Raw genomic sequence first — 19,606 nt, forward strand, 5'->3', positions numbered from 1 at the left:
GCCCTATTATAGCCACGCTTGGCGGCCGCGACTAACCGGATTCAACGCCATTCCCTTCTAATTTGCCCTCTTTGGCGAGTTTATCCAGAGTGCGTTGGGCGATATCCCGACCCAGTTGAATCAATTCCGGGGCTTTATGGTATTCAAATGTGCGGCATACGCCCTTTGGAATGTTGATCAGAATGTCCGGCGGATACCCCGCCAGTTTGTACTGCGTCAACGAGCTCTGCATCGCCTCGAAAGACAGGTTCATAATGTCGAACTTACCCAGGCTGAGGCGGGTTTGCATGGTTTGGCGGGTTTGTTCCGCCTCGTCAGCGCTTACCACTTCCGCACCGCCAGCGCTTTCCGGAGTCGGCTCACCTATGGTTGGCGCCTTGGGAGGCGACGCCTCGACGCCATCCAGCTCCTCCTCATCGCGGTCAAAGAATTGAGAAGCCTTTTCCCATACGCCAGCTACCCACTCCTCAAAACGGCGATCCTGTTTGATCTCGGTTTTCTCATATAACTTTTTCTCAACCTGATAATCGTAATAGCTGAGATTGACCGCAATAATATAGTCAGCGTGAGCGGAAATGGTGGGGATAATCGGCAAGGGATTCAACAGACCGCCATCCACCAACACGCGATCTTTAATGATTTCCGGCGTCAGCAGACTGGGAATGGCGACGGACGCCCTGATCGCCTGATGCAGCGGCCCTTCCTGAAACCACACTTCTTTTTGGTGCAGTAGATCTGTGGCCACGGCCGTGTAGGCGATAGGCAGGTCCTCTATACGAATATCACCTATCAATTCCCGCACGACGGAAAAAACTTTTTCTCCACGGATTGCGCCGGGCGAGGATAGTGAAATATCCAGTAAACGCAGCACATCAAACTGGTCAAGCCCGGTAGCCCAGTCCTTGAATTCTCTCAATTTGCCCGCGGCGTATATCCCACCAACCAGCGCGCCCATTGAGCACCCTGACAGAGCGATAATGTCATAACCTCGCTCCAGCAATACCTCGATGACGCCAACATGCGCATAGCCTCGGGCGCCGCCGCTTCCTAACACCAACGCTACCGTTTTGTTCTCCGCCATAGCCAGTCATTCACTCCCAATCATAAAAAGGCGCTTAGTCGCCAGTTTCAACCGTATGTATCTCGATATAGCTTGCGCTCTCCGTGAAATCCTCCTCATCCGCAAATGGACCGATCACTATCAAACGAATTGCGCCGGAAGGTATCGCTTGTTGCGTTAGATAGACCCTAAACCTGCGGGCAAGATCGGCGGCATGTTCGTAATTTTCAATATCCGTACGTTTTGATGAATGACTGTAGGAAGCAATAAAGACCTGGAAACCCGAAGGCTTCGCTCTGATCTTGTTCAGCCAGGAGCCTAGTTTATCGTTGAGCGAACTGAATCCTCCCAACTCAGATTCATCAATGGCGATCAGGCCCCGCTTTCGCGCCTGCGGAGCAAGTTTGGCGTCGTTTAATTCGATCAACTCAACATGCGCAAACACGCGCTGATTAGCGCGGCGCACCGTGTAAACCGCCACGGCATAAGCCGCGTCCTGAGACTGAAACGTTGCTGCGAGATATTGCTGATAGTCATCCAGTCCGTACAGAAAAGAGCGTTTGAATATCACATTCGCCCAATCGTTGCTGCGCCCACAATCACGGCCTTCACAGCGATACAGGATATTCGCGCCCAGACGCTGCATTTCTTTGAGGTAGTGCTGCATGACTTCACGGGGTTCATGCACTTGGGGAATCTCGTATGACCTCCGCATTAGCTGACCGCTGACACGTTCTTCCCTTTCCGGTCTCGCCAAGCTACCGAGGGAAGCGAGCGGGCCTGTCGCCAAACGATATTCCGGCGCATTCCCATCCTGATCGCCAACCACTTGCGCCAAAGGAAACCGAGGCAGCAGATCATCCAATTGAATTCCACTAGCCCCCATCGCTATTTGGCTGTAGGCCGCCAACAATACAATCCATACACGCAATACACGCAAACTAACTTTTTTCTTCATTACTTATCCGTATTCTGTGTGCCGTGGATCAACGCAAAAACTCATCGATAATTTTTGCGAGACCGTCGACATCTCCATCCATATGCAGGTGGTGACCGCCACGAAGAGTTTCTTTTCTCGCCGCCGCCAGCGCCTCAACCCGAGAGTTTTTGTCAGGATCAAGTGAAACGAAACCGCTCTCTCCCGCTACCAACAAGGTCGGCGTTGAGATTGAGCGAATATAGGCTTTCACCTGCTCTTCACTGAAACGCAAATAGGAAGGCCAGCGCAAGCGCGCATCCGTACGCCATACCCAGCCGTCTTTCACCGGCTGAATATTACGCTCCACCAATATGCGAGAAGCCTCCGCAGACAGCCCGCCGAAGCCGCGCCGCCGATCCTCCACCAACTTCTCAATGGTATAATAGACCTTTTTCTGACCTGATTTGGTGCGGGTTTTAGCCAAGGCTTTACTTAGGTTGACGGGAACCTCGTCTGGGGTTGCGGCGACAGGCCCCAGCGCTTCGATCAGGATCAGTCTGGCGATACGATCCTGGGCCGCCGCCGCGTACAACGAACTGATCACAGCACCCAACGAATGCCCCAACAGAATCGGTCGATTCCACCCTAGAGCAAGCAGAGCCTGATCAACGTCATGGAGGTAATCCAATAGATGGTAACTCACCCCGAAGGGGCGGTGCTGACTGTAGCCGTGACCAGGTAAGTCCACAGCGATGACCTCATATCCGGCGGCCGCCAGACGAGGCCCAAGAAAAGAAAATGACGCAGCGTTATCCAACCATCCATGCAGCGCCAGAATTTTATTCGGCCGCCCTTCCCCCCAGCGTAACGCCGCCAACTTAAGGTGAGGAAGCTGCAGGGTAAGTTCATCCATAATCTGGTTCAGCTACTCTCCAGACTCGGTTGCGTTTTGAACAGACGATGAAAATTAGCGGTAGTGGCCTGCGCCGTTTTGTCCAAAGACAACCCCTTCAAATCCGCCACACATTGAGCGACTTCTACCACCCACTGCGGTTGATTGCTTTTGCCTCGATAAGGAACAGGCGCCAGATAAGGGGAGTCAGTCTCCACCAGCAAGCGCTCTATCGGCGTCTGCTTAACTACAGCGCGCAGCTCTTCCGCATTGCGAAAAGTGATAATGCCGGAGAAGGAAATATAAAAGTCCAGGTCCAACGCCGCTTTCGCCATATCCCAGCTTTCCGTGAAGCAGTGCAATACGCCCTGTAGTCCCTTCGTCGAGTACTTTCTCAATAGGTTAAGCGTATCTTCCCGCGCCTCGCGGGTGTGCACGATGACTGGTTTGCCGACGTCGCACGCTACACTCAATTGCTTTTCAAACATTTCCTGCTGGTTGGCTTTGCTGTCCTGATCATAGTAGTAATCCAATCCACACTCGCCCACAGCGACCACCTTGTCTCCAGACATCACCAACTGCGTAAGGTGATCAGGACTCAAATCCGCCGCGTCCATTTTTGCTAATGGATGCACGCCCGCGGAGCACCAAACGTCATCGTAGGTTTGTGCGATACGGTAGACATCATCGAAGTTATCCAGGTCGATATCGACGCAGAGGAAACCGGATACGCCACGCGCTCGCGCCTGGTTCAAAGCGACGGTTAAATCGCCGTCGGCCTGGGACAGATCAATACGATCCAAATGACAATGGGAATCTATCAACATCTTTAAGTGTGGTCTGTAGAAAAAAGAATGGACTCAGGGCATGAGGCCGAATCAGCCGACCTCCTGCATGACCTGAACGGCGCGCAATCACATAGTATGCGTAGGACGATCGGAGTTCAACGCTCCGGCCAGATAGGTCTCGATCTTGTTCTTAGCCGTCTCGTCATCGCTGTTAAACTGTACGCCGATGCCGGCTGCGCGGTTACCTTGAGCGCCTTTTGGCGTCACCCAAACCACTTTACCCGCCACCGGAATCTTTTCCGGCTCATCCATCAAGTTCAACAACAGAAAGACCTCATCGCCCAATTGGTAGTTCTTGGAGGTAGGAATAAACAGTCCGCCATTACGAACAAAAGGCATGTAAGCAGCATATAGCACTGCTTTGTCTTTTATGGTTAACGTCAATATGCCACTGCGAGCACCAAATTTTGGAGGCATAGTATTCTATTCCCTTGATTTTCGTTCTAAGACAAGCATATACCAATTTAATCAAACTCGCGCAGAGTTTAGCGCAATAGCTATCAAATGCCCCGGGTTATTTGTATAATGTTATGTTATAACCTTTCCGAAAACCCTCAAGGCGAAACGCCGCATTACCCAGAAAACCATGCAGTCAATCATTCGCACGCTGTCACAATTATCCAAAGTCTTGCTTGTACTTTGCCTGTCCTCAATGCCCGCCCAGGCCGGGGATAAAATCAAAGTGCTTACATCTATTAAACCTTTAAGTCTCATCGTCAACGAAGCATTTGGCGACGCGGTGCATGTGGACTATTTACTTCCACCCATGGCCAGCCCTCACATGTATCAACTTAAGCCCAGCGACGCACGCCGCTTGCATGCCGCAGACGTGTTTCTATGGGTAGGCCCGGAACTGGAGCGCTTCCTACCAAAGATACTGGAGAAATATACAAGCCTGGAGAAAGTGAGCGCTCTCAATTATCTGGAAAACAATCAGGACGCTTTACTATTGGCGTTCAATCCGTCAACCGAACACAGTGGCTCTCATCACCACCATCACGACGAGGCGCATGACCCACATATCTGGTTAAGCGCGGAAGTGTCCGGCGCTATCGCTATCAGCATGGCGGAAACGCTTTCCCGAATAGATCCCATTAGCGCCGATTACCGGGCAATGGCAAGAAAATATCAAACGCAAATGCGGCAATTAACAGAAGAGTCGCAATTGTCTGCGCAACAGCTGAACAACAAAAACCTGCTCACTTATCACAGCGGATTCAGCTACTTTGCTAATGAGCTAAATTTGCATATTGTGGACGTCGTCGCACTACAACCGGAAGCATCTCCGGGCGCTCGCCATCTTTCAGACATCAAGTCCAAAGCGATCTCTTTGCAGGCCTGCATCGTAGTTGAGCCACAGTATCGCGCAGCCGCAATTGACCGCTTTTTCACAATCCCCAATCTGGCGATTACCGAAGTTGACCCCATGGGAAGCGAATACGTTACCTATTCAGACTATTATCGGGGAATGGTGAAAAGAGTTCTGGAGTGTCTAAGCAGCCGATAACGCGCAGCGGCTATCGGAATTGGAAAAGCGCACCCTCCCCGGGTGCGCTTCAGCGCCAATTTAAGAGCGCCCGTAAGTATCCTCAAAGCGCACGATGTCGTCTTCACCAAGATAACTACCCGTCTGCACTTCGATCAATTCAAGCGGTATCACGCCTGGGTTTTCCAAACGATGCACCACGCCCAGCGGAATGTACGTGGACTGGTCTTCGCTCAGCAGCATCACTTCCTCTCCACGGGTAACGCTTGCCGTTCCTTTCACCACAACCCAATGCTCCGCGCGATGATGGTGCTTTTGCAGGGAAAGCCTGCCCCCTGGGTTCACAACAATACGTTTCACCTGAAAGCGGTCGGAGATCGCGATGCCTTCATAAGTCCCCCATGGACGGTGCACTTTCTTATGAAAGCGATGCTCCGCACGGTTCTGCCGCCTGACTTGCGCCACCAGCTTTTTAACATCCTGGACACGCTCCTTGTCCGCCACCAATACAACATCATCCGTCTCGACAATCACATGATTTTTCAAACCGATGGCGGCGATCAAACGCCCCTCGGAATGAATATAAGAGCCTTCGACATCTTCGGTGATCACATCACCGCGACAAACATTGCCAGCTTCATCTTTTTCCTGAATTTCCCACAAAGTAGACCAGGAACCCACATCACTCCACCCTGCATCAAGAGGAATGACCACCGCATCAGAAGTCTTTTCCATCACCGCATAATCAATGGAATCATCTGGGCAGTCGGAGAACGCCTGCTTATCCACGCGCACAAAGTCCAGGTCAGAAGCCTTGCCGGCATAAGCACTTACACAAGCCTCATAGATATCTGCGCGGAACTGCTTCAGCTCTTCCAGGTAACGATCGGCGCGAAACATGAACATGCCGCTGTTCCAGAAATAGCTTCCAGAGTCCACATAGCTCTTAGCTGTATCAAGATCCGGCTTTTCAACAAACTGCTCTACTGGCGCCCACTCTTTATCGCCAACATTCGCCTTGATGTATCCGTAGCCCGTATGAGGAGCGTCCGGCACAATGCCAAAAGTCACCAACTTCCCTTGCGCCGCCGCCTGTTCACCAGTCCTCACAGCTTCAGCGAATGCCTGTACATTGCGAATGACATGATCCGCCGGCAACACCAATAAAACCGCCTCAGCGTCTGACGCTACCGCATCCAGCGCGGCCAGAGCAATCGCTGGAGCGGTATTGCGAGCACAAGGCTCAAGAATAATATTTTTCTTTGAAGACGGGCACTGCATCTGCAATGTAGCCGCCACCAGGAAACGGTGATCTTCGTTGGAGACCACGCTTAAATGAGCGCCACTATCAACCGCCGCCACTCTAGCGATTGTCTCAGCAAGCAGACTGCCATCAGCCGCCAAACTTAAAAACTGCTTAGGATAGGTTTCTCTGGATAATGGCCAAAGGCGCGTGCCGGAGCCGCCGCAGAGAATGATTGAGAACAACAATGCATTGCTCCTTGAGTTAAATTTGCGTCAGTTAAATCACGTCCTTCCTGTAGGACGCGATACTTTTTACATTAGCTGTCTGCCCCTTACTCAGCATTAGCTGATGAGCACACCAAACAAGATCCTCATTTACGCCATTGGGCGCATAAGATAGCGACGATTTTTCCAGAATGCCTCTAACCGCATCACTATCAAAAGCATGGCACGCTTTATCCAGTTCAGACAGCAAGGTTGAAACTACCTCCCACTCCAGGGAAATTTCTCTTGCCTTCATTATCCGAGGGTGCTCCGTACCTTGCGGATCGTTGCCAATCAATAGTTCCTCAAATAGCTTCTCTCCAGGACGCAAGCCGGTATAAATTATTTCAATATCACCGTCGCGGTTTCGTTCATCTTTAATGCTGAAGCCCATCAGGTGTATCAGCTTTCTGGCGAGATGATCAATTTTAACCGGCTCTCCCATGTCCAAAACGAACACCTCTCCCCCTTCTCCCATAGACCCAGCCTGAATCACAAGCTGCGTAGCTTCCGCAATGGTCATGAAGTAACGGATAATGTCTGGATGAGTGACGGTTACTGGCCCCCCTTGCTGGATCTGCTCCCGAAACAGCGGCACTACCGACCCAGAAGAGCCCAGCACATTGCCAAACCTGACCATACAAAACCGCGTTTTGTTTTGCCGCTTCGCCAAACCCTGCAAAACTATTTCAGCAAAACGCTTACTTGCCCCCATTACATTCGTTGGGCGAACAGCCTTATCTGTAGAGATTAGAACAAAGGCCTCCACCCCCGCTCTAATTGAGGCTTCAGCAGCATACCAAGTCCCAAAAACATTGTTTCGCACACCTTCCACAACATTTCTCTCGACCATCGGCACATGCTTGTAGGCGGCAGCATGGTATACAGTATTAACGCCAAAGCTCCTGAGCACCACCTCCATGCGATGCTCCTTCTGCACCGACCCCACCACAGACTTAATCTCAACGCCCAGATTTCTGCGCTGGTTGATCGTAGTGAGCTCTTGTTCAATGGAATATAGTCCGTATTCGGACAACTCGAATAGAACAAGAGCTTTAGGAGAATGCTCTAATATTTGCCGACATAACTCAGAGCCGATTGATCCTCCTGCGCCAGTGACCATGACCACTTTGCCCGCAATACATTTCCCCAGAAGCGTATTGTTACACGGCACTTCATCACGCCCTAATAAGTCCTCAAGCTCAACGTCCCTGATCTCAGCAATATTCGCACGCCCTTTTACCAGATCTCCGATAGAGGGTATGGTTTGCACCTTGACGGGCAAATCCTCAAGATACCGCAGGATCAAACTCCGCTTCGAGCGCGGCGTGCCACCCAGCGCCAACAGCACGCGACTGGCGCCATAACGATCGATTAAATTACTGAGATGGGACGGCGAATAAACTTTCAGGCCATTTAAAATCATGCCCTGACGAAGAGGGTTGTCATCAACAAATGCAACAGGAAGGTAGTCCTGCCCCTGATAAAGCATGGAACTTAGTTGCAATCCAGACTGCCCCGCGCCATAAACAACCACTCGATCTTTCGCCCGAAAAAACTGATGCTGGACAATAGAGCGTATCAACATGCGGGAGCCACCGACAAAAACCAACGCTACACACCAGTAGATCAGCGGCACGGAACGTGGGATTGGAGCCTTCAGGACAAACCCGCAGGCGCCCAAAACCAGGCTGGAAATAGTCACGCCAGCAAGCACCGCCACCAGAGCGTGATTGCTCATAAACCGGATAACCGCGCGATACAAGCCCAACCGAACAAAAATAGTTATGCTGATGAAAGTAGTAATAATGGCGGAAATCCAGACTGAATGCTCTTCTGGACTATAAAGGCGATCCCAACGCAGGCTTAACGCAAGCCACAATGCAAAGGGAAGAAAAATACTGTCCGCAAGCATTGCAACCGCCTGCTTAGCGTGTCTATTTGAGTTAAGCAATTGGTCTATCATTTATTTCCCTTAATCTCCACGAGACTCCTTCCCGCCCCATTACACAACACAAACACTATGACAGGAACTAAAGCGATGAAAGCGACAGCCCCTGATACCTTAGGATAAACCACCGTCAGAGCGGCACAAGGCAACAACCAGGCAACATTAATCGCCAACAATACGGCATTTACTTTCGTATGCGACCCCCATTTACGGGCCAAATGCTGATAACAGTGACTGTTATGCGACCTCAATACATTTTCTCCAGCCGCCAGTCGACGCAATAATGTTATTGTTGCATCAACGACAAAAAAGCCTGAAAGAACTATCCAGCTAAATAGGTTAAGGTTCGTCTCAGATGTCGTCATTATCGCCAGCCACGCCACAAAAAAACCTAAAAAGCCGCTCCCGACGTCCCCCATGAACATGTGGGCTTTTGGCCAATTCCACACTAAAAAACCCGCCACTGACGCGGCCATAATGCAAATTGGAAACAACCAGCCTCCAGTATCGCTCTCCGCGCCCAGGGTCATTAATCCTGCAGCGCTTACCAATACGAAGATCGCCTGTATGCTGGCGATACCATTAATTCCATCCATGAAGTTATACAAATTTGTAAACCACACCATTCCGAATAAATATAAAACAAATAGCAATACGGGACTATGCAGGTCGAACCATATAAAGCTTATCGAAGGAAGCACAGACGCCTGCGACAGTGACAAGGACACTATTAAAAATTGCCCAAACAACCTCCCCCAGGCGGAAAGAGTCATCGTGTCGTCAAGCAACCCAAGCCCCGCAACAGCGGCGCCGCCAATAACAAACGGCGTCAGCGCAGAATTCTGGCCGTAAATACCCTGCAGAATCGCCATAGCGGCCAGCCCGACCACTACGAACGCCACCCCGCCCCCGCGCGGAACGGCGGCGACATGGGAACTTCTATGACATGGAATGTCCAAAACGCCAAAACGCAAAGCTATGCGTCGATAAAAGCCTGCGACAACAGACGTTATCACAAATACTGCGCAGAGAACTGCTGACGTATTTATCAATATCGACAATGCAATATCACTCCACCAAGTCCTCGGCTACCATGACGCCCTGGTGATCTTCAGTGTAATTATCTTCCTGCTTCATATAGCCCGTGGCGCCCAGAAGCTCCCTATAAAGATCAACATACGCATTCGCCATTCTTGCGCCAGTAAACAGCTCTTCATATCGGCGCAGGGCATTCTCTCCCATTTCAAGAGTAATCGCCTCGTTCTGCTCCAGACTCAGCATTGCTTGGCGCAGAGATGCGGCGTCTTCAGGTTTCACATACAAACCCGTATGCCCATTCAGATTTACATAACTTGTACCGGAATTAATTTCAGCAGTAATTAGCGCCTTGCCAAAGTACATACCTTCCAGCAAAGTAATACCGAATGCTTCCGACCTTAAATAAGAAGGAAAGACGATTGCCTTACATAGCTGGAACAGTGCGCTCTTCGCCTCATCATTCACCCTTCCCAGCAGCGTGACATTATCCAGCTCCAGCTCTTTGCAACGCTTTTCCAACTCTTCACGATAAGGCCCGTCTCCAGCAATCACGACCTTGAAGGACTGCCCTTTCGCCGCCTCCAGCAAAACATCCAATCCCTTGTAATAGCGCAGCACTCCAACAAAGAAAAAGAAGCCTTGCCCTACTCGCTCTCGCCAATGTTCAAAAGAAGCTTTCGAAACCAGGGGTAAGCCTGAAGCGTCAATTCCCAGAGGTATCACTCTTAACTTATCTCTGACTTGCCTTAATATCGGGCTAGAGTCTGCATAATTAGGAGAGGTCGCCACAATACAATCAGCATGAGCCAAAAATTTCCTCATAACAGGGGCATATATTTTCATTAACCCTTTTTGACGAATAATATCGGAGTGATATGTAACTACTGACACCTTATTATGTTGTCGCGCAATCAATGTATGCAGAATATCCTGAAAAGGCCACGGAAAGTGATAATGAATTACATCAGCCCACTTAACCTGCTTGGAGAACTCTTTTAATCCACGGATGAAAAAATTACAGGAAGCAACTTCGAATAACTCAGGAACACGAATAAGGGTAAACCCGTCGTAATTCATAATCTCCACTGAGCGTGTGTTCTTAGACGGATAGAAGACTCTTACCCGCCCCCCTTTTGCACTAGCCCCTTTGGCCAACTGGCGAATCACTTCTTCCAAGCCGCCTTGGGTATCGGGAAAAAAAGTGCGATATACATGCAGTACATTCAAAATGAAGACCCCTTAGCGCTCAGCCATATACAACAGAGACGAATAGGTTTCTTCTGCTGCCGTATCCCATGAAAATCGCTTAAAGTGGTCATATGTCGCCTTTCTCAGCTCCCCATACAGTTGGGCGTCTATTATCAACTTTTTGATACCCTCTGCAATCGATGAGACTTCATATGGGTCAATCAATACCGCACAAGAGCCGGCGATTTCAGGCATAGCGGATATATTAGACGTAAGAACTGGCGTCCCCCTACCAATTGCCTCAAGTAAAGGCAACCCAAAACCTTCATATAATGAGGGCATAAGTAAAGCTGTCGCGCCACGGTACAGACTCAATAACTCCTCATCATCCACATATCCTTTTATAAGGATATAATCCAAAACATTATACCGTCTCGCCAGCCCCTCAACCGAAAGCCCCCCCCACCCCTTACCGCCAACAATCACTAGCTTATGGGCTCTCAAGCCAGAGTGAACCACCTTTGAGAACGCCTCTATTAATCGAGCCAAGTTTTTCCTTGGTTCCAGAGTTCCAACAAAAAGAAAGTATGACTCAACGGCATATATTGGGCTTCCGGGGGATTCGTCCCGACCAATCGTCGCTGCTTCATAAATTACTTTTACTCTATTACTTAAGCTGGGTTTGTACTCTTCTATATCTTTAGCTGTTGCGTGCGACACAGCAATGACCAGATTCGCCATAGCAAGGGAGGGAGGCATCAGCACACGCTCTAACAGTAGCCCCGCCCCTTTCATAGAGGCCGGACATTTCCGCCACACCATGTCATGTATAGTCACGGCTTTTTTAATGCCTGTAACCATACTTAACGCCAGCGGCAAATGGTGCCGTGGAGACCAAAAGATATCTACTTTGTCTTGAACCGCCCACTTTGTAAAAAAGGACTGCGCAACAAACGTACTAACAAGTCCTGCCCGCCAATTACCACAACGAATCTGTACATTACCTGCCCCGCCGTAACTTTTAAGCAAAGGCTTATGAGAGTACAAAAACCATTGCCCCCCCAAAGCTGGGAGCCTTATCATCAGTTCGTCCAGATAACGACCAATCCCTGTTAAAGGATCAGAGAGGCAGCGCGCATCGATAGCAATTCTCATGAAATTTCCAAACCTTTCCGACTCGGACGGCACCTTACCCTGTTTCTTAAGCATTTCAAATTAAAGGTGCCATTTCGCCCTGTCTATGGCTAAAATTCGCGAATTTCCCTACATAGCGAGCATGCATTGAAAGTTCTCTACGCCACCATGCAACTAGGCGACCATTACTACCAGGGTACGGAAAAGTATGTCAGAAACCTATCTCGCGCCTTGATCGAAATGGGTCATGAAGCAATATCCCTGGCCGGCGACCCGGAGAGAACAAGGCCTCGCAATATACCGCTAGGAGCGCTTGCCTCTGAAGAGTTCCCACCAGTTCTGCACTTACCCAGCTTTGGTTGGACAACTGTTAACGGAGTAAGCGTTAGCAGTCTTGAGTCTTTGTTGAAAGAGCTTTCTCCAGACATCGTACATTTAGCCAACCCAGGGCACATAGGTTTAAATCTTCTCACTGCGGCCAAAAGACTCGGCATAAAAACTGTTGTTACTGTCACGGATTATTGGTGGCTTTGCCCAAAGCACACTTTGATCCTAAATACCTCAGAATTATGCTCTGGTTATAAAGAGGAAAGTGAATGCTCCGCCTGTATAGTGTGTGAAAGGATAGGTCTAAATTTTTCACCTGATAAACTTTCCAAAACAGCAAAGCTAGCCTGTACCACATTACTCCGCGCAAAAACCACATTCACTCGCACAAGAGAGCCCTTCAATACTTGGCTTAACAGAAACAAAATCATAAGAGATGTATTGGAAAACGTGGATTACGTAATAACGTTATCAGAAACCGGCCACAAGTTAATGAGAAAGCATTTCATCATAGCTCATGGAGACACCATACCTGCCGGAATAAACTCCAAATGGTTTAGAAAGAAAAGAAGTAATTCATACGCTCTGGAAATAGTAGACAGGAAAAAGTTAACCATAGGGTTTGCCGGCTCTATTGCCCCACATAAAGGTCTGGATATACTCATTAAAGCCATACACTCTCTAAATTACTCCAAGGTATCTCTAAAAGTGGCGGGAACCGCTAGCGACTCTGACTACTTCAACGAAATAGAGTCATTAGCAAAAGGCGTTAGGATAGAGTTTTTAGGGAGGCTGGACGAAACTGATATGGAGAAATTCTACGAGTCTGTTGACTTAATGGTCGTTCCTAGCCGTTCTCCTGAAAACCAACCCCAAGTAGTGCTTGAATGCTTGGCTCAGAATATTCCAGTCATAACATCAGATGTTCCAGGTGCTGCCGAGCTCATATCTAACCCAAAAATGATTTTTAAGAATGGAGATCCTGAAGATTTACGTCAGAAGTTACACATCTCCCTGACTATGCCAAGCGCGCCCTCGGAAAGAGATAGTGTAATAAAAATCGAAACCATGGCCCAAAGGACGCTACTTGTATACAAAGCATTACTACAACCTTGAACTCCTCTATCACTAATTAAGCCTCAACACCTCAATAAACCAAAACTTTAACCTATAATAAGCTCTAGCCATTCTCGGAGTACGATTCAGCTTTATGCTAGAAGGCTCGTTTTTACCTATTCGAGACACTCTTGGAAAAAATCGTTCAAGCCTTTCTTTCATTGCCTCATCACTATGAACTGGAATCTGCCTTCTAAAAATCAACTCATATAGCAAGGCGTCAACCCTGCCACACAGTTTCGACTCCGCCCAAAGTGCCAAGTGTTCTTCAAAAGTTCTACTTTCATCAAAATGAACCCCGACACTATTAAGTATTCCACTTCCACATGCCACCACTGGCTTCTCCATAGCAGCAGCCTCGAGCAATACTGTGCTATTAATACCCACCACACAACTCGCCGCATCCAGGAGCTCACTTAAAGAAGTCGTGTTATCAATCAAAAAATCATCGCGAGTTAGTACTATCGAGCTATTCTCAACTGCTCTAGGGTGCTCTCTAATTACAACATTAAACTGAGAAGCAGGTAACCAAGTCTCTAAAAAAGAGACAAACTCCTGCATATTGTTGAAAGGGCTAAATCGGGTGATATTTGTATCCGTGTCAACTTGCAGCGGCACAAAAATTATCGGGTTTATTCTTTCTTTTCTTTTCCTCTCCACATAACGCTTTCTCCATCCTGAAAGCGACTTCTCCTCACTTGCTCCGAGAGACTTAAAAGCTGTTTTTGCCAATAAACTTCCTCCATTTACGCCTTCCGGATCACAATAAATGAAGTCACCCTGTGGAAACCATCCCAATTCAAAACGCCAAGTCGTAATGTTAAATTTCAGCTGCTGCAGTGCATGCCAGTACACATTCTGGTAGTCAGCCTCACCATTCCACAGTAACGCTATATCAGGCTTATACTCGAGTATGACCTCCTTGATTTCAGCCAACCTCTCAACTTCCCTTTCACGCCATGCGCCCGGGCTCAACCTTGAAGAGCAACGCTTTAATTTTAAAAAATGATGAGAGTCTGGAAAGAGTGAAGCGATAAAAGCGTTAGATGTACCTTTGCAATTAATATATTTTTGAGTGTATAGACACCCTTTTACAGTATGTAGTTGCTCTGCCTCCAGAACAAATAAGACCTCATACCCGAGCTGAGTGAGCGCCACGCCAATGCTAGCCATAACTTTCGATCTGTTAATATCAGGCAGCGCTTCATATAAAAGTACTCTCAAACTTCCTTTCTGCTCACGAAAAAGCAGCCTCCCATCATTCAAGCCGCAAAAAGGAAAGCATGCAAAGGATCAAGAATTGAACACACCTCCTCTTTCAGCTAAATTCTAGTGCACCTCGTTAGCCACCTTCTGAGCTGCGGCGATAATATCCATCACCCAGTTGTCGGTTGTAAATTCCCGAATAGAGGTTCTAATTCTTCGCCTATAGTCAATATCTACTTTAATTTCGTACAAGTCGGAAAAGTACGCCAAAGCTCGTTCGTAATCCACTGTATGCCACTTCCTATCAAAGTTAAAGCAGTGACAGAATTCATTACCCTTAACTTCAGACAAATACTTTATCACCCCAACGTTGGTCCCTATGACAGGCACACCAAGAGATAAGGCCTCCAAAGTACTGACTGGGCCACCCTCACACCTTGCGGATACGCACAATACATCCAAATTCTTATATATATCAGGGAATTCTTGATAAGTTATGTTCTTATCTCGAGTATGGTAGTCGTATCGAATTCCATATTTATCAAAGAGCAAAACCAAGTCGTCCCAATTTTGCCCAATTATAGTAAATTTAAATTTAACACCCTGAGCCTTGAGTCTTAGGCCAATATTAAGGAGTATATCCCCCCCCTTTCTATAACCTTTAGGGTGCGCAAGCTTACTATTTCTCAACAAGTTGGGATCATCAGTACCATATGCCCTGCCTACAAAGCCAATATTCAGTTCTTCACCAGGCATTTTAACTCTGTCAGATAGCTTATCCTCAGAAAATAAGGCCGAATCATACCCAATGGGCGTCACTTGAAAGTTGTCAACATTCGCTTCGATGTATGATGGGCCATAACACTCTTCAAACCCGCAAACCCCTACAACTTTAGCTACATTATAAAGACTGGACGCCAAACGACTATAGTCGAACTGATACAATGGAGGGTGACATGTTCCGTGATGTATCGCCACTGACCGATTGATGTAACTTAAGTTTTTAATATCGCTTGGAATATGAGTATAGCTTTTAGGGGCTTCACTAGGCGTCTTACCTTTCTGCAGGTCTGACAAATGCCAAATTTCTTGTGGCCTCATCCATATATATGCGTCCGCATCTGGCAATGGGTAATCTGAGTGCTCGCACCCCTGATTAATAAATCTCTCAGTTAAATCTTTGAACAGATAGCTTGGCTTATAACAGACAACATTAATCTTCGGCTTTTCATTCCTTCCAGTTATAACAGAGGAGTCTATAAATTTTGACAAAAATCTGTCTATGATTACAGAAGAAGTTGCCTCCTCCGCCCTTCGAAGCACTCTTCTATCAATAGTTTTTATATTTCGAAAGAGACAGTCTGAGTAAACCTGCCGAGACGAGTTATCGTCAATAAAAACTTCCCTGGCCTGTGCAAGTGAAGAAATATACTCCTGGTAATTAATATATCTAAGCGTAACCCTTCTACCTGACGCCTCTATATCCTGTAGAATCGAGTAGTTAACCCTATGAGACTTATTTACCAGAATTCGAACTTCCATAGATGATGCTAGTCCAAAAACATGATCTCTTAGGGCGCAATAGTCGCTCGGATTAACAGCTAAAATACCTCTTTTTTCAACATCAAAATCCCCTTTTTCGACAGTGAAGCAAGGATAAAACTCAACCCCAAAAAATCTTGCCTCTTCCCTTCCTTGACCTCCTAGCACCATCACTTCAGATGAGCTCTTAGTCATAGCCTCCACCATCTCAAGGCTTTTCTTACGAAATAAATCATGCCCGAGAAGAAAGTAAACTTTTTTATTCTTGGTAACCGGAAGCACTTTCTCTACAATATAAGGGTTAATATCTGTTAGCACTATCGTCTTATAATTACCAATAGCCGAAAAGCTGCACTCAATAGAAACTCCACTCTCTTTCAAGCTCACCACATGATAGAGTTCACTATTAGGCTCATCGAGCCACTCTTCACTTATAAATATTGCTGCACTATTTTTCATGACACCATCAACGATACAAATGAATAAACATCATGCGACCAACAGACTTAATCCATCTCAACACTTCTTTAAAGCTCTTACCCAACCCAGGATCGTCTAACATTTTATCGATCTTTGAGTCGACTTTTGTAATTACTTTCTTAGCCCACTCTTTAATACGAAAAGTAGAGCTGCGACTGCAGACCTTCGCTGCAGCATGATGTTTAGCCACATCGGAATAACCAATCCCCAACTTATCTATTACCTTTGTATATTCGTTTAAATTGTTATTAATAAGAAAATAGAAAGAGAAATTTAAAAACTTATAGAAATTATCAACCATGTCAGGTGTAAGAGAAAAGTCTTTCCCTGCCTTTATGTCTGATAAAAACAAATCTATAGATGAGTAAGGGTATGTAAAGCCCGCCTCCTCATAAAATGGAGAGCCAAAAGTTACAACGGGCTTACCGTGCAACAAACACTCAATTCCAGACTGGGAGTTAAGCAGGACACAAAGGTCAGCATCGTCCACAAGTGACCTTAGATTATACTCTTCTACAATAAGCAGCCTATTGCTGGATATGTGAGAGTATGAGAAAGCCTTTCTCAGAGACTTTAACGTTACAGCCTCTTTCTTTGAGTTTTTTTGCCGCTCATAAGGATGTAATTTTATAACAACATTATAATCCGTCTTATCAAGAACCGAAGATATCAGCTCGTTATAAAACGAGATGGAATTTTTAAACTTATTTCTTTCTGAAAATATAGCCAAGTCATTATATACTTGCCCAATTATCAAAACCGTTTTCTTTCCGTTCTCAAAAAGTCTTGACCTACTGTAAGAAGGTTGGCTTACATTCTTATTCCTTGCTATACGAAGCTTTTCATTGTAACGACTAAGAACCACGCTAACAGCTTGCGACGACTGCGACACTCTCCCTATTACTGATGCATTAGGCAATGGAGTGTGCCTTGACTCCATATAGAAGTCTTCGCCAGTAAAAAAGTGCTCAAACTGAAATACAGATATACCATGACGCTTAGCTAAAAGTGAGAGGGTATACTGATAAGTAAGCCCTCCCGAGAATATAAAAATGTAGTCATAACTTGACTTAAGTTTATTCTGCCAATATGAAACCCAGAACCATGCTGCCGCCATATTCAACAGTATTTCGTCATAATAAATATCAGCAAGCTTTGTTATGAAGTAATCATCATCAAAAACAGGCGAATGCTCGACATGCTCCAACCTATCAAATACACCTGTATATATCTCCCTTTTACAAACCTCAAATAAATTAATACCTAAATACTCAACCTTCACAAGCGCATCAATACTTTCATTCTTCCTAAGCTCTAAAATATAGGCGTCCAAGAAACCTCTGTAACCAGAATAGTCTCCAAATGCCTTTTTCAAATTTTCATGCCCCTTATCATGATCCGTTTTAACTTTTACTAAGTTAAGCGCCTCATGAAGTGCTTTAAAATTTCTGTAACTAAAATTAAATTGATCCGCAAACAGAATGCTAACCATATATCGTTTGCCACACCTTATTTCTGAACTTAGGAATCATTTTTTATAAAATATACGAATGAGAGGCTAGCCCTCCCCTCGCGTCACTGCATAGTGTATTTATCTATGGCGCTAGTAGATATCTAGAAAAACCCGTTGCAACATAACTCTTCACACCTTACGAGCCTGAGGGATCTACAGCCTATAATTCGCCGCTTCCTGCAGCTCTATGCCGAACATATTACAGATGCAATGCGCTCACAAGATACGCCATCGCCGTAGGGATTATGCGCCACGCTCATTTGCTGGTATGACTTCTCATCCACCAGCAGATCAACCACTTCTCGTACAATCCTGTCACTATCAGTGCCAACAAGCTTGACAGTGCCTGCTTTGATCGCCTCAGGGCGCTCTGTCGTATCACGCATAACCAGAACAGGTTTCCCTAAGGATGGCGCCTCTTCCTGAACGCCGCCCGAATCAGTCAGGATAAGATATGCACGAGACATTAAATATACGAATGGGAGGTATTCCTGCGGCGAGATCAGAAATATGTTGGGAGCTTCTCCCAGCATTCCAGATACTATCCCTTTTACATTAGGGTTCAGATGCACAGGATAGCATATCTGTATATCCTCTCGCGTCGCCAAACTTTTTAGCGCGTTACATATACGCTCAAATCCTCCACCAAAACTCTCTCTACGGTGCCCTGTAACAAGAATCAGTTTTTTACTTGAATCCAGGTATCTAAAACAGTCCTCAAGCTTCGTCTTTAACTCCAAGTCGGAACCTATTTTTGAGACAGTTTGTAGCAAAGCGTCGATTACCGTGTTCCCTGTAACGTATATGCTTGCTGGATCAACCCCTTCACGAAGCAAATTATCACGCGCATGTGGAGTTGGAGCAAAGTGTAACTTTGATAGTGGAGCTGCCAGCCTCCGGTTCACTTCTTCAGGCCACGGACTATATATATCCCCTGTACGCAAACCCGCCTCAACGTGACCTACCGGCACCCGATGATAGAACGCAGCAAGAGACGCAGCAAAAGTGGTTGTGGTATCACCATGTACAAGAACTAAATCAGGATTTGAATCTATTAACACTCGCCTCATACCAACGAGCACACCGGACGTAATATCATATAAGTCTTGGTTCGGACGCATAATGTCTAAATCATAATCAGGCTCGACCCCAAACAAATTCAAAACCTGGTCCAACATTTGTCGGTGCTGCGCCGTAACACACACTTTAACTGATATTCCGTCATACTTCTTAAGTTCAAGCACCAAAGGCGCTAGCTTAATCGCCTCTGGTCGGGTGCCAAATACTAATAATATTCTTTTATACTTCACGCTTTTCCTTCTGATCAAAATAAGGGCAGGCGTTCCAAAGGGCAGGAGGTATACTTTAAAAGCCTGAATGAAAGCCTTTGTTTCAAT

Annotated in this window: 16 protein-coding genes; 2 read left to right on the plus strand and 14 right to left on the minus strand. The window is 46.8% G+C overall.

Features of this window, described 5'->3' with window-relative positions; all coding sequences use genetic code 11:
- Positions 1-31: 31 nt before the first annotated feature.
- The 5 genes from AC2IBB_RS22005 to AC2IBB_RS22025 form a co-directional block, all read right to left on the minus strand.
- Positions 32-1,081, minus strand: a complete 1,050-nt coding sequence (locus AC2IBB_RS22005) for a patatin-like phospholipase family protein (protein ID WP_486328884.1) — start codon at positions 1,079-1,081, stop codon at positions 32-34.
- A 34-nt stretch (positions 1,082-1,115) separates the two neighbouring features.
- Positions 1,116-2,018, minus strand: a complete 903-nt coding sequence (locus AC2IBB_RS22010) for a DUF4892 domain-containing protein (protein ID WP_486328885.1) — start codon at positions 2,016-2,018, stop codon at positions 1,116-1,118.
- A 28-nt stretch (positions 2,019-2,046) separates the two neighbouring features.
- On the minus strand, positions 2,047-2,892 hold the full coding sequence (locus AC2IBB_RS22015) for an alpha/beta hydrolase (protein WP_486328886.1): 846 nt from the start codon (positions 2,890-2,892) through the stop codon (positions 2,047-2,049).
- 8 nt (positions 2,893-2,900) lie between these two features.
- The gene (locus AC2IBB_RS22020) at positions 2,901-3,698 is read right to left on the minus strand and encodes a TatD family hydrolase (RefSeq protein WP_486328887.1); all 798 of its coding nucleotides are present in this window, start codon (positions 3,696-3,698) and stop codon (positions 2,901-2,903) included.
- Positions 3,699-3,785: 87 nt separating this feature from the next.
- Positions 3,786-4,136, minus strand: coding sequence for a PilZ domain-containing protein (locus AC2IBB_RS22025; protein WP_011396293.1), 351 nt, complete (start codon positions 4,134-4,136; stop codon positions 3,786-3,788).
- Between the two features lie 169 nt (positions 4,137-4,305).
- Between AC2IBB_RS22025 and AC2IBB_RS22030 the strand changes: the two genes are divergently transcribed.
- Positions 4,306-5,226 carry a metal ABC transporter solute-binding protein, Zn/Mn family gene (locus tag AC2IBB_RS22030; RefSeq protein WP_486328888.1) on the plus strand — a complete coding sequence of 307 codons (921 nt, stop codon included), beginning with the start codon at positions 4,306-4,308 and terminating at the stop codon, positions 5,224-5,226.
- Positions 5,227-5,286: 60 nt separating this feature from the next.
- On the opposite strand, the gene AC2IBB_RS22035 is transcribed toward AC2IBB_RS22030, so the two are convergent.
- The 5 genes from AC2IBB_RS22035 to AC2IBB_RS22055 form a co-directional block, all read right to left on the minus strand.
- A complete protein-coding gene (locus AC2IBB_RS22035; protein ID WP_486328889.1) occupies positions 5,287-6,696 on the minus strand; it encodes a mannose-1-phosphate guanylyltransferase/mannose-6-phosphate isomerase in 1,410 nt (469 codons plus the stop codon).
- A 31-nt stretch (positions 6,697-6,727) separates the two neighbouring features.
- Positions 6,728-8,680: a polysaccharide biosynthesis protein gene (locus AC2IBB_RS22040; RefSeq protein WP_486328890.1), complete on the minus strand. Its 1,953-nt coding sequence runs from the start codon at positions 8,678-8,680 to the stop codon at positions 6,728-6,730.
- The gene (locus AC2IBB_RS22045) at positions 8,677-9,567 is read right to left on the minus strand and encodes an MraY family glycosyltransferase (RefSeq protein WP_486328891.1); all 891 of its coding nucleotides are present in this window, start codon (positions 9,565-9,567) and stop codon (positions 8,677-8,679) included. The genes AC2IBB_RS22040 and AC2IBB_RS22045 overlap by 4 nt, the downstream gene beginning before the upstream one ends.
- A 166-nt stretch (positions 9,568-9,733) precedes the next feature.
- A complete protein-coding gene (locus AC2IBB_RS22050; RefSeq protein ID WP_486328892.1) occupies positions 9,734-10,930 on the minus strand; it encodes a glycosyltransferase in 1,197 nt (398 codons plus the stop codon).
- Positions 10,931-10,942: 12 nt separating this feature from the next.
- Positions 10,943-12,046, minus strand: coding sequence for a glycosyltransferase family 4 protein (locus AC2IBB_RS22055; protein ID WP_486328893.1), 1,104 nt, complete (start codon positions 12,044-12,046; stop codon positions 10,943-10,945).
- A 126-nt stretch (positions 12,047-12,172) separates the two neighbouring features.
- Between AC2IBB_RS22055 and AC2IBB_RS22060 the strand changes: the two genes are divergently transcribed.
- Entirely contained in the window at positions 12,173-13,468 is a 1,296-nt protein-coding gene (locus tag AC2IBB_RS22060) for a glycosyltransferase (protein ID WP_486328894.1), read from the plus strand.
- Positions 13,469-13,480: 12 nt separating this feature from the next.
- Here AC2IBB_RS22060 and AC2IBB_RS22065 read toward each other — a convergent pair whose 3' ends face one another.
- The 4 genes from AC2IBB_RS22065 to wecB all read right to left on the minus strand — a co-directional run bounded on the left by AC2IBB_RS22065 (position 13,481) and on the right by wecB (position 19,519).
- Positions 13,481-14,692 (minus strand): capsular polysaccharide export protein, LipB/KpsS family, encoded by a 1,212-nt coding sequence (locus AC2IBB_RS22065; RefSeq protein ID WP_486328895.1) that lies wholly within the window; start codon positions 14,690-14,692, stop codon positions 13,481-13,483.
- Between the two features lie 105 nt (positions 14,693-14,797).
- Complete coding sequence (locus tag AC2IBB_RS22070) at positions 14,798-16,675, minus strand: glycosyltransferase (protein ID WP_486328896.1); 1,878 nt, start codon at positions 16,673-16,675, stop codon at positions 14,798-14,800.
- A 7-nt stretch (positions 16,676-16,682) separates the two neighbouring features.
- A complete protein-coding gene (locus tag AC2IBB_RS22075) occupies positions 16,683-18,188 on the minus strand; it encodes a capsular polysaccharide export protein, LipB/KpsS family (protein WP_486328897.1) in 1,506 nt (501 codons plus the stop codon).
- A 206-nt stretch (positions 18,189-18,394) separates the two neighbouring features.
- On the minus strand, positions 18,395-19,519 hold the full coding sequence (wecB, locus tag AC2IBB_RS22080) for a non-hydrolyzing UDP-N-acetylglucosamine 2-epimerase (RefSeq protein WP_486328898.1): 1,125 nt from the start codon (positions 19,517-19,519) through the stop codon (positions 18,395-18,397).
- Positions 19,520-19,606: the final 87 nt, after the last annotated feature.

It is taken from the genome of Hahella sp. NS-SX17 (genome assembly GCF_057367735.1).

Bases quoted from the DNA above. Each gene is read 5' to 3' on its own strand.
- AC2IBB_RS22005 (WP_486328884.1), bottom strand. From the start codon at position 1,081: ATGGCGGAGAACAAAACGGTAGCGTTGGTGTTAGGAAGCGGCGGCGCC.
- AC2IBB_RS22010 (WP_486328885.1), bottom strand. From the start codon at position 2,018: ATGAAGAAAAAAGTTAGTTTGCGTGTATTGCGTGTATGGATTGTATTG.
- AC2IBB_RS22015 (WP_486328886.1), bottom strand. From the start codon at position 2,892: ATGGATGAACTTACCCTGCAGCTTCCTCACCTTAAGTTGGCGGCGTTA.
- AC2IBB_RS22020 (WP_486328887.1), bottom strand. From the start codon at position 3,698: ATGTTGATAGATTCCCATTGTCATTTGGATCGTATTGATCTGTCCCAG.
- AC2IBB_RS22025 (WP_011396293.1), bottom strand. From the start codon at position 4,136: ATGCCTCCAAAATTTGGTGCTCGCAGTGGCATATTGACGTTAACCATA.
- AC2IBB_RS22030 (WP_486328888.1), top strand. From the start codon at position 4,306: ATGCAGTCAATCATTCGCACGCTGTCACAATTATCCAAAGTCTTGCTT.
- AC2IBB_RS22040 (WP_486328890.1), bottom strand. From the start codon at position 8,680: ATGATAGACCAATTGCTTAACTCAAATAGACACGCTAAGCAGGCGGTT.
- AC2IBB_RS22055 (WP_486328893.1), bottom strand. From the start codon at position 12,046: ATGAGAATTGCTATCGATGCGCGCTGCCTCTCTGATCCTTTAACAGGG.
- AC2IBB_RS22070 (WP_486328896.1), bottom strand. From the start codon at position 16,675: ATGAAAAATAGTGCAGCAATATTTATAAGTGAAGAGTGGCTCGATGAG.
- AC2IBB_RS22075 (WP_486328897.1), bottom strand. From the start codon at position 18,188: ATGGTTAGCATTCTGTTTGCGGATCAATTTAATTTTAGTTACAGAAAT.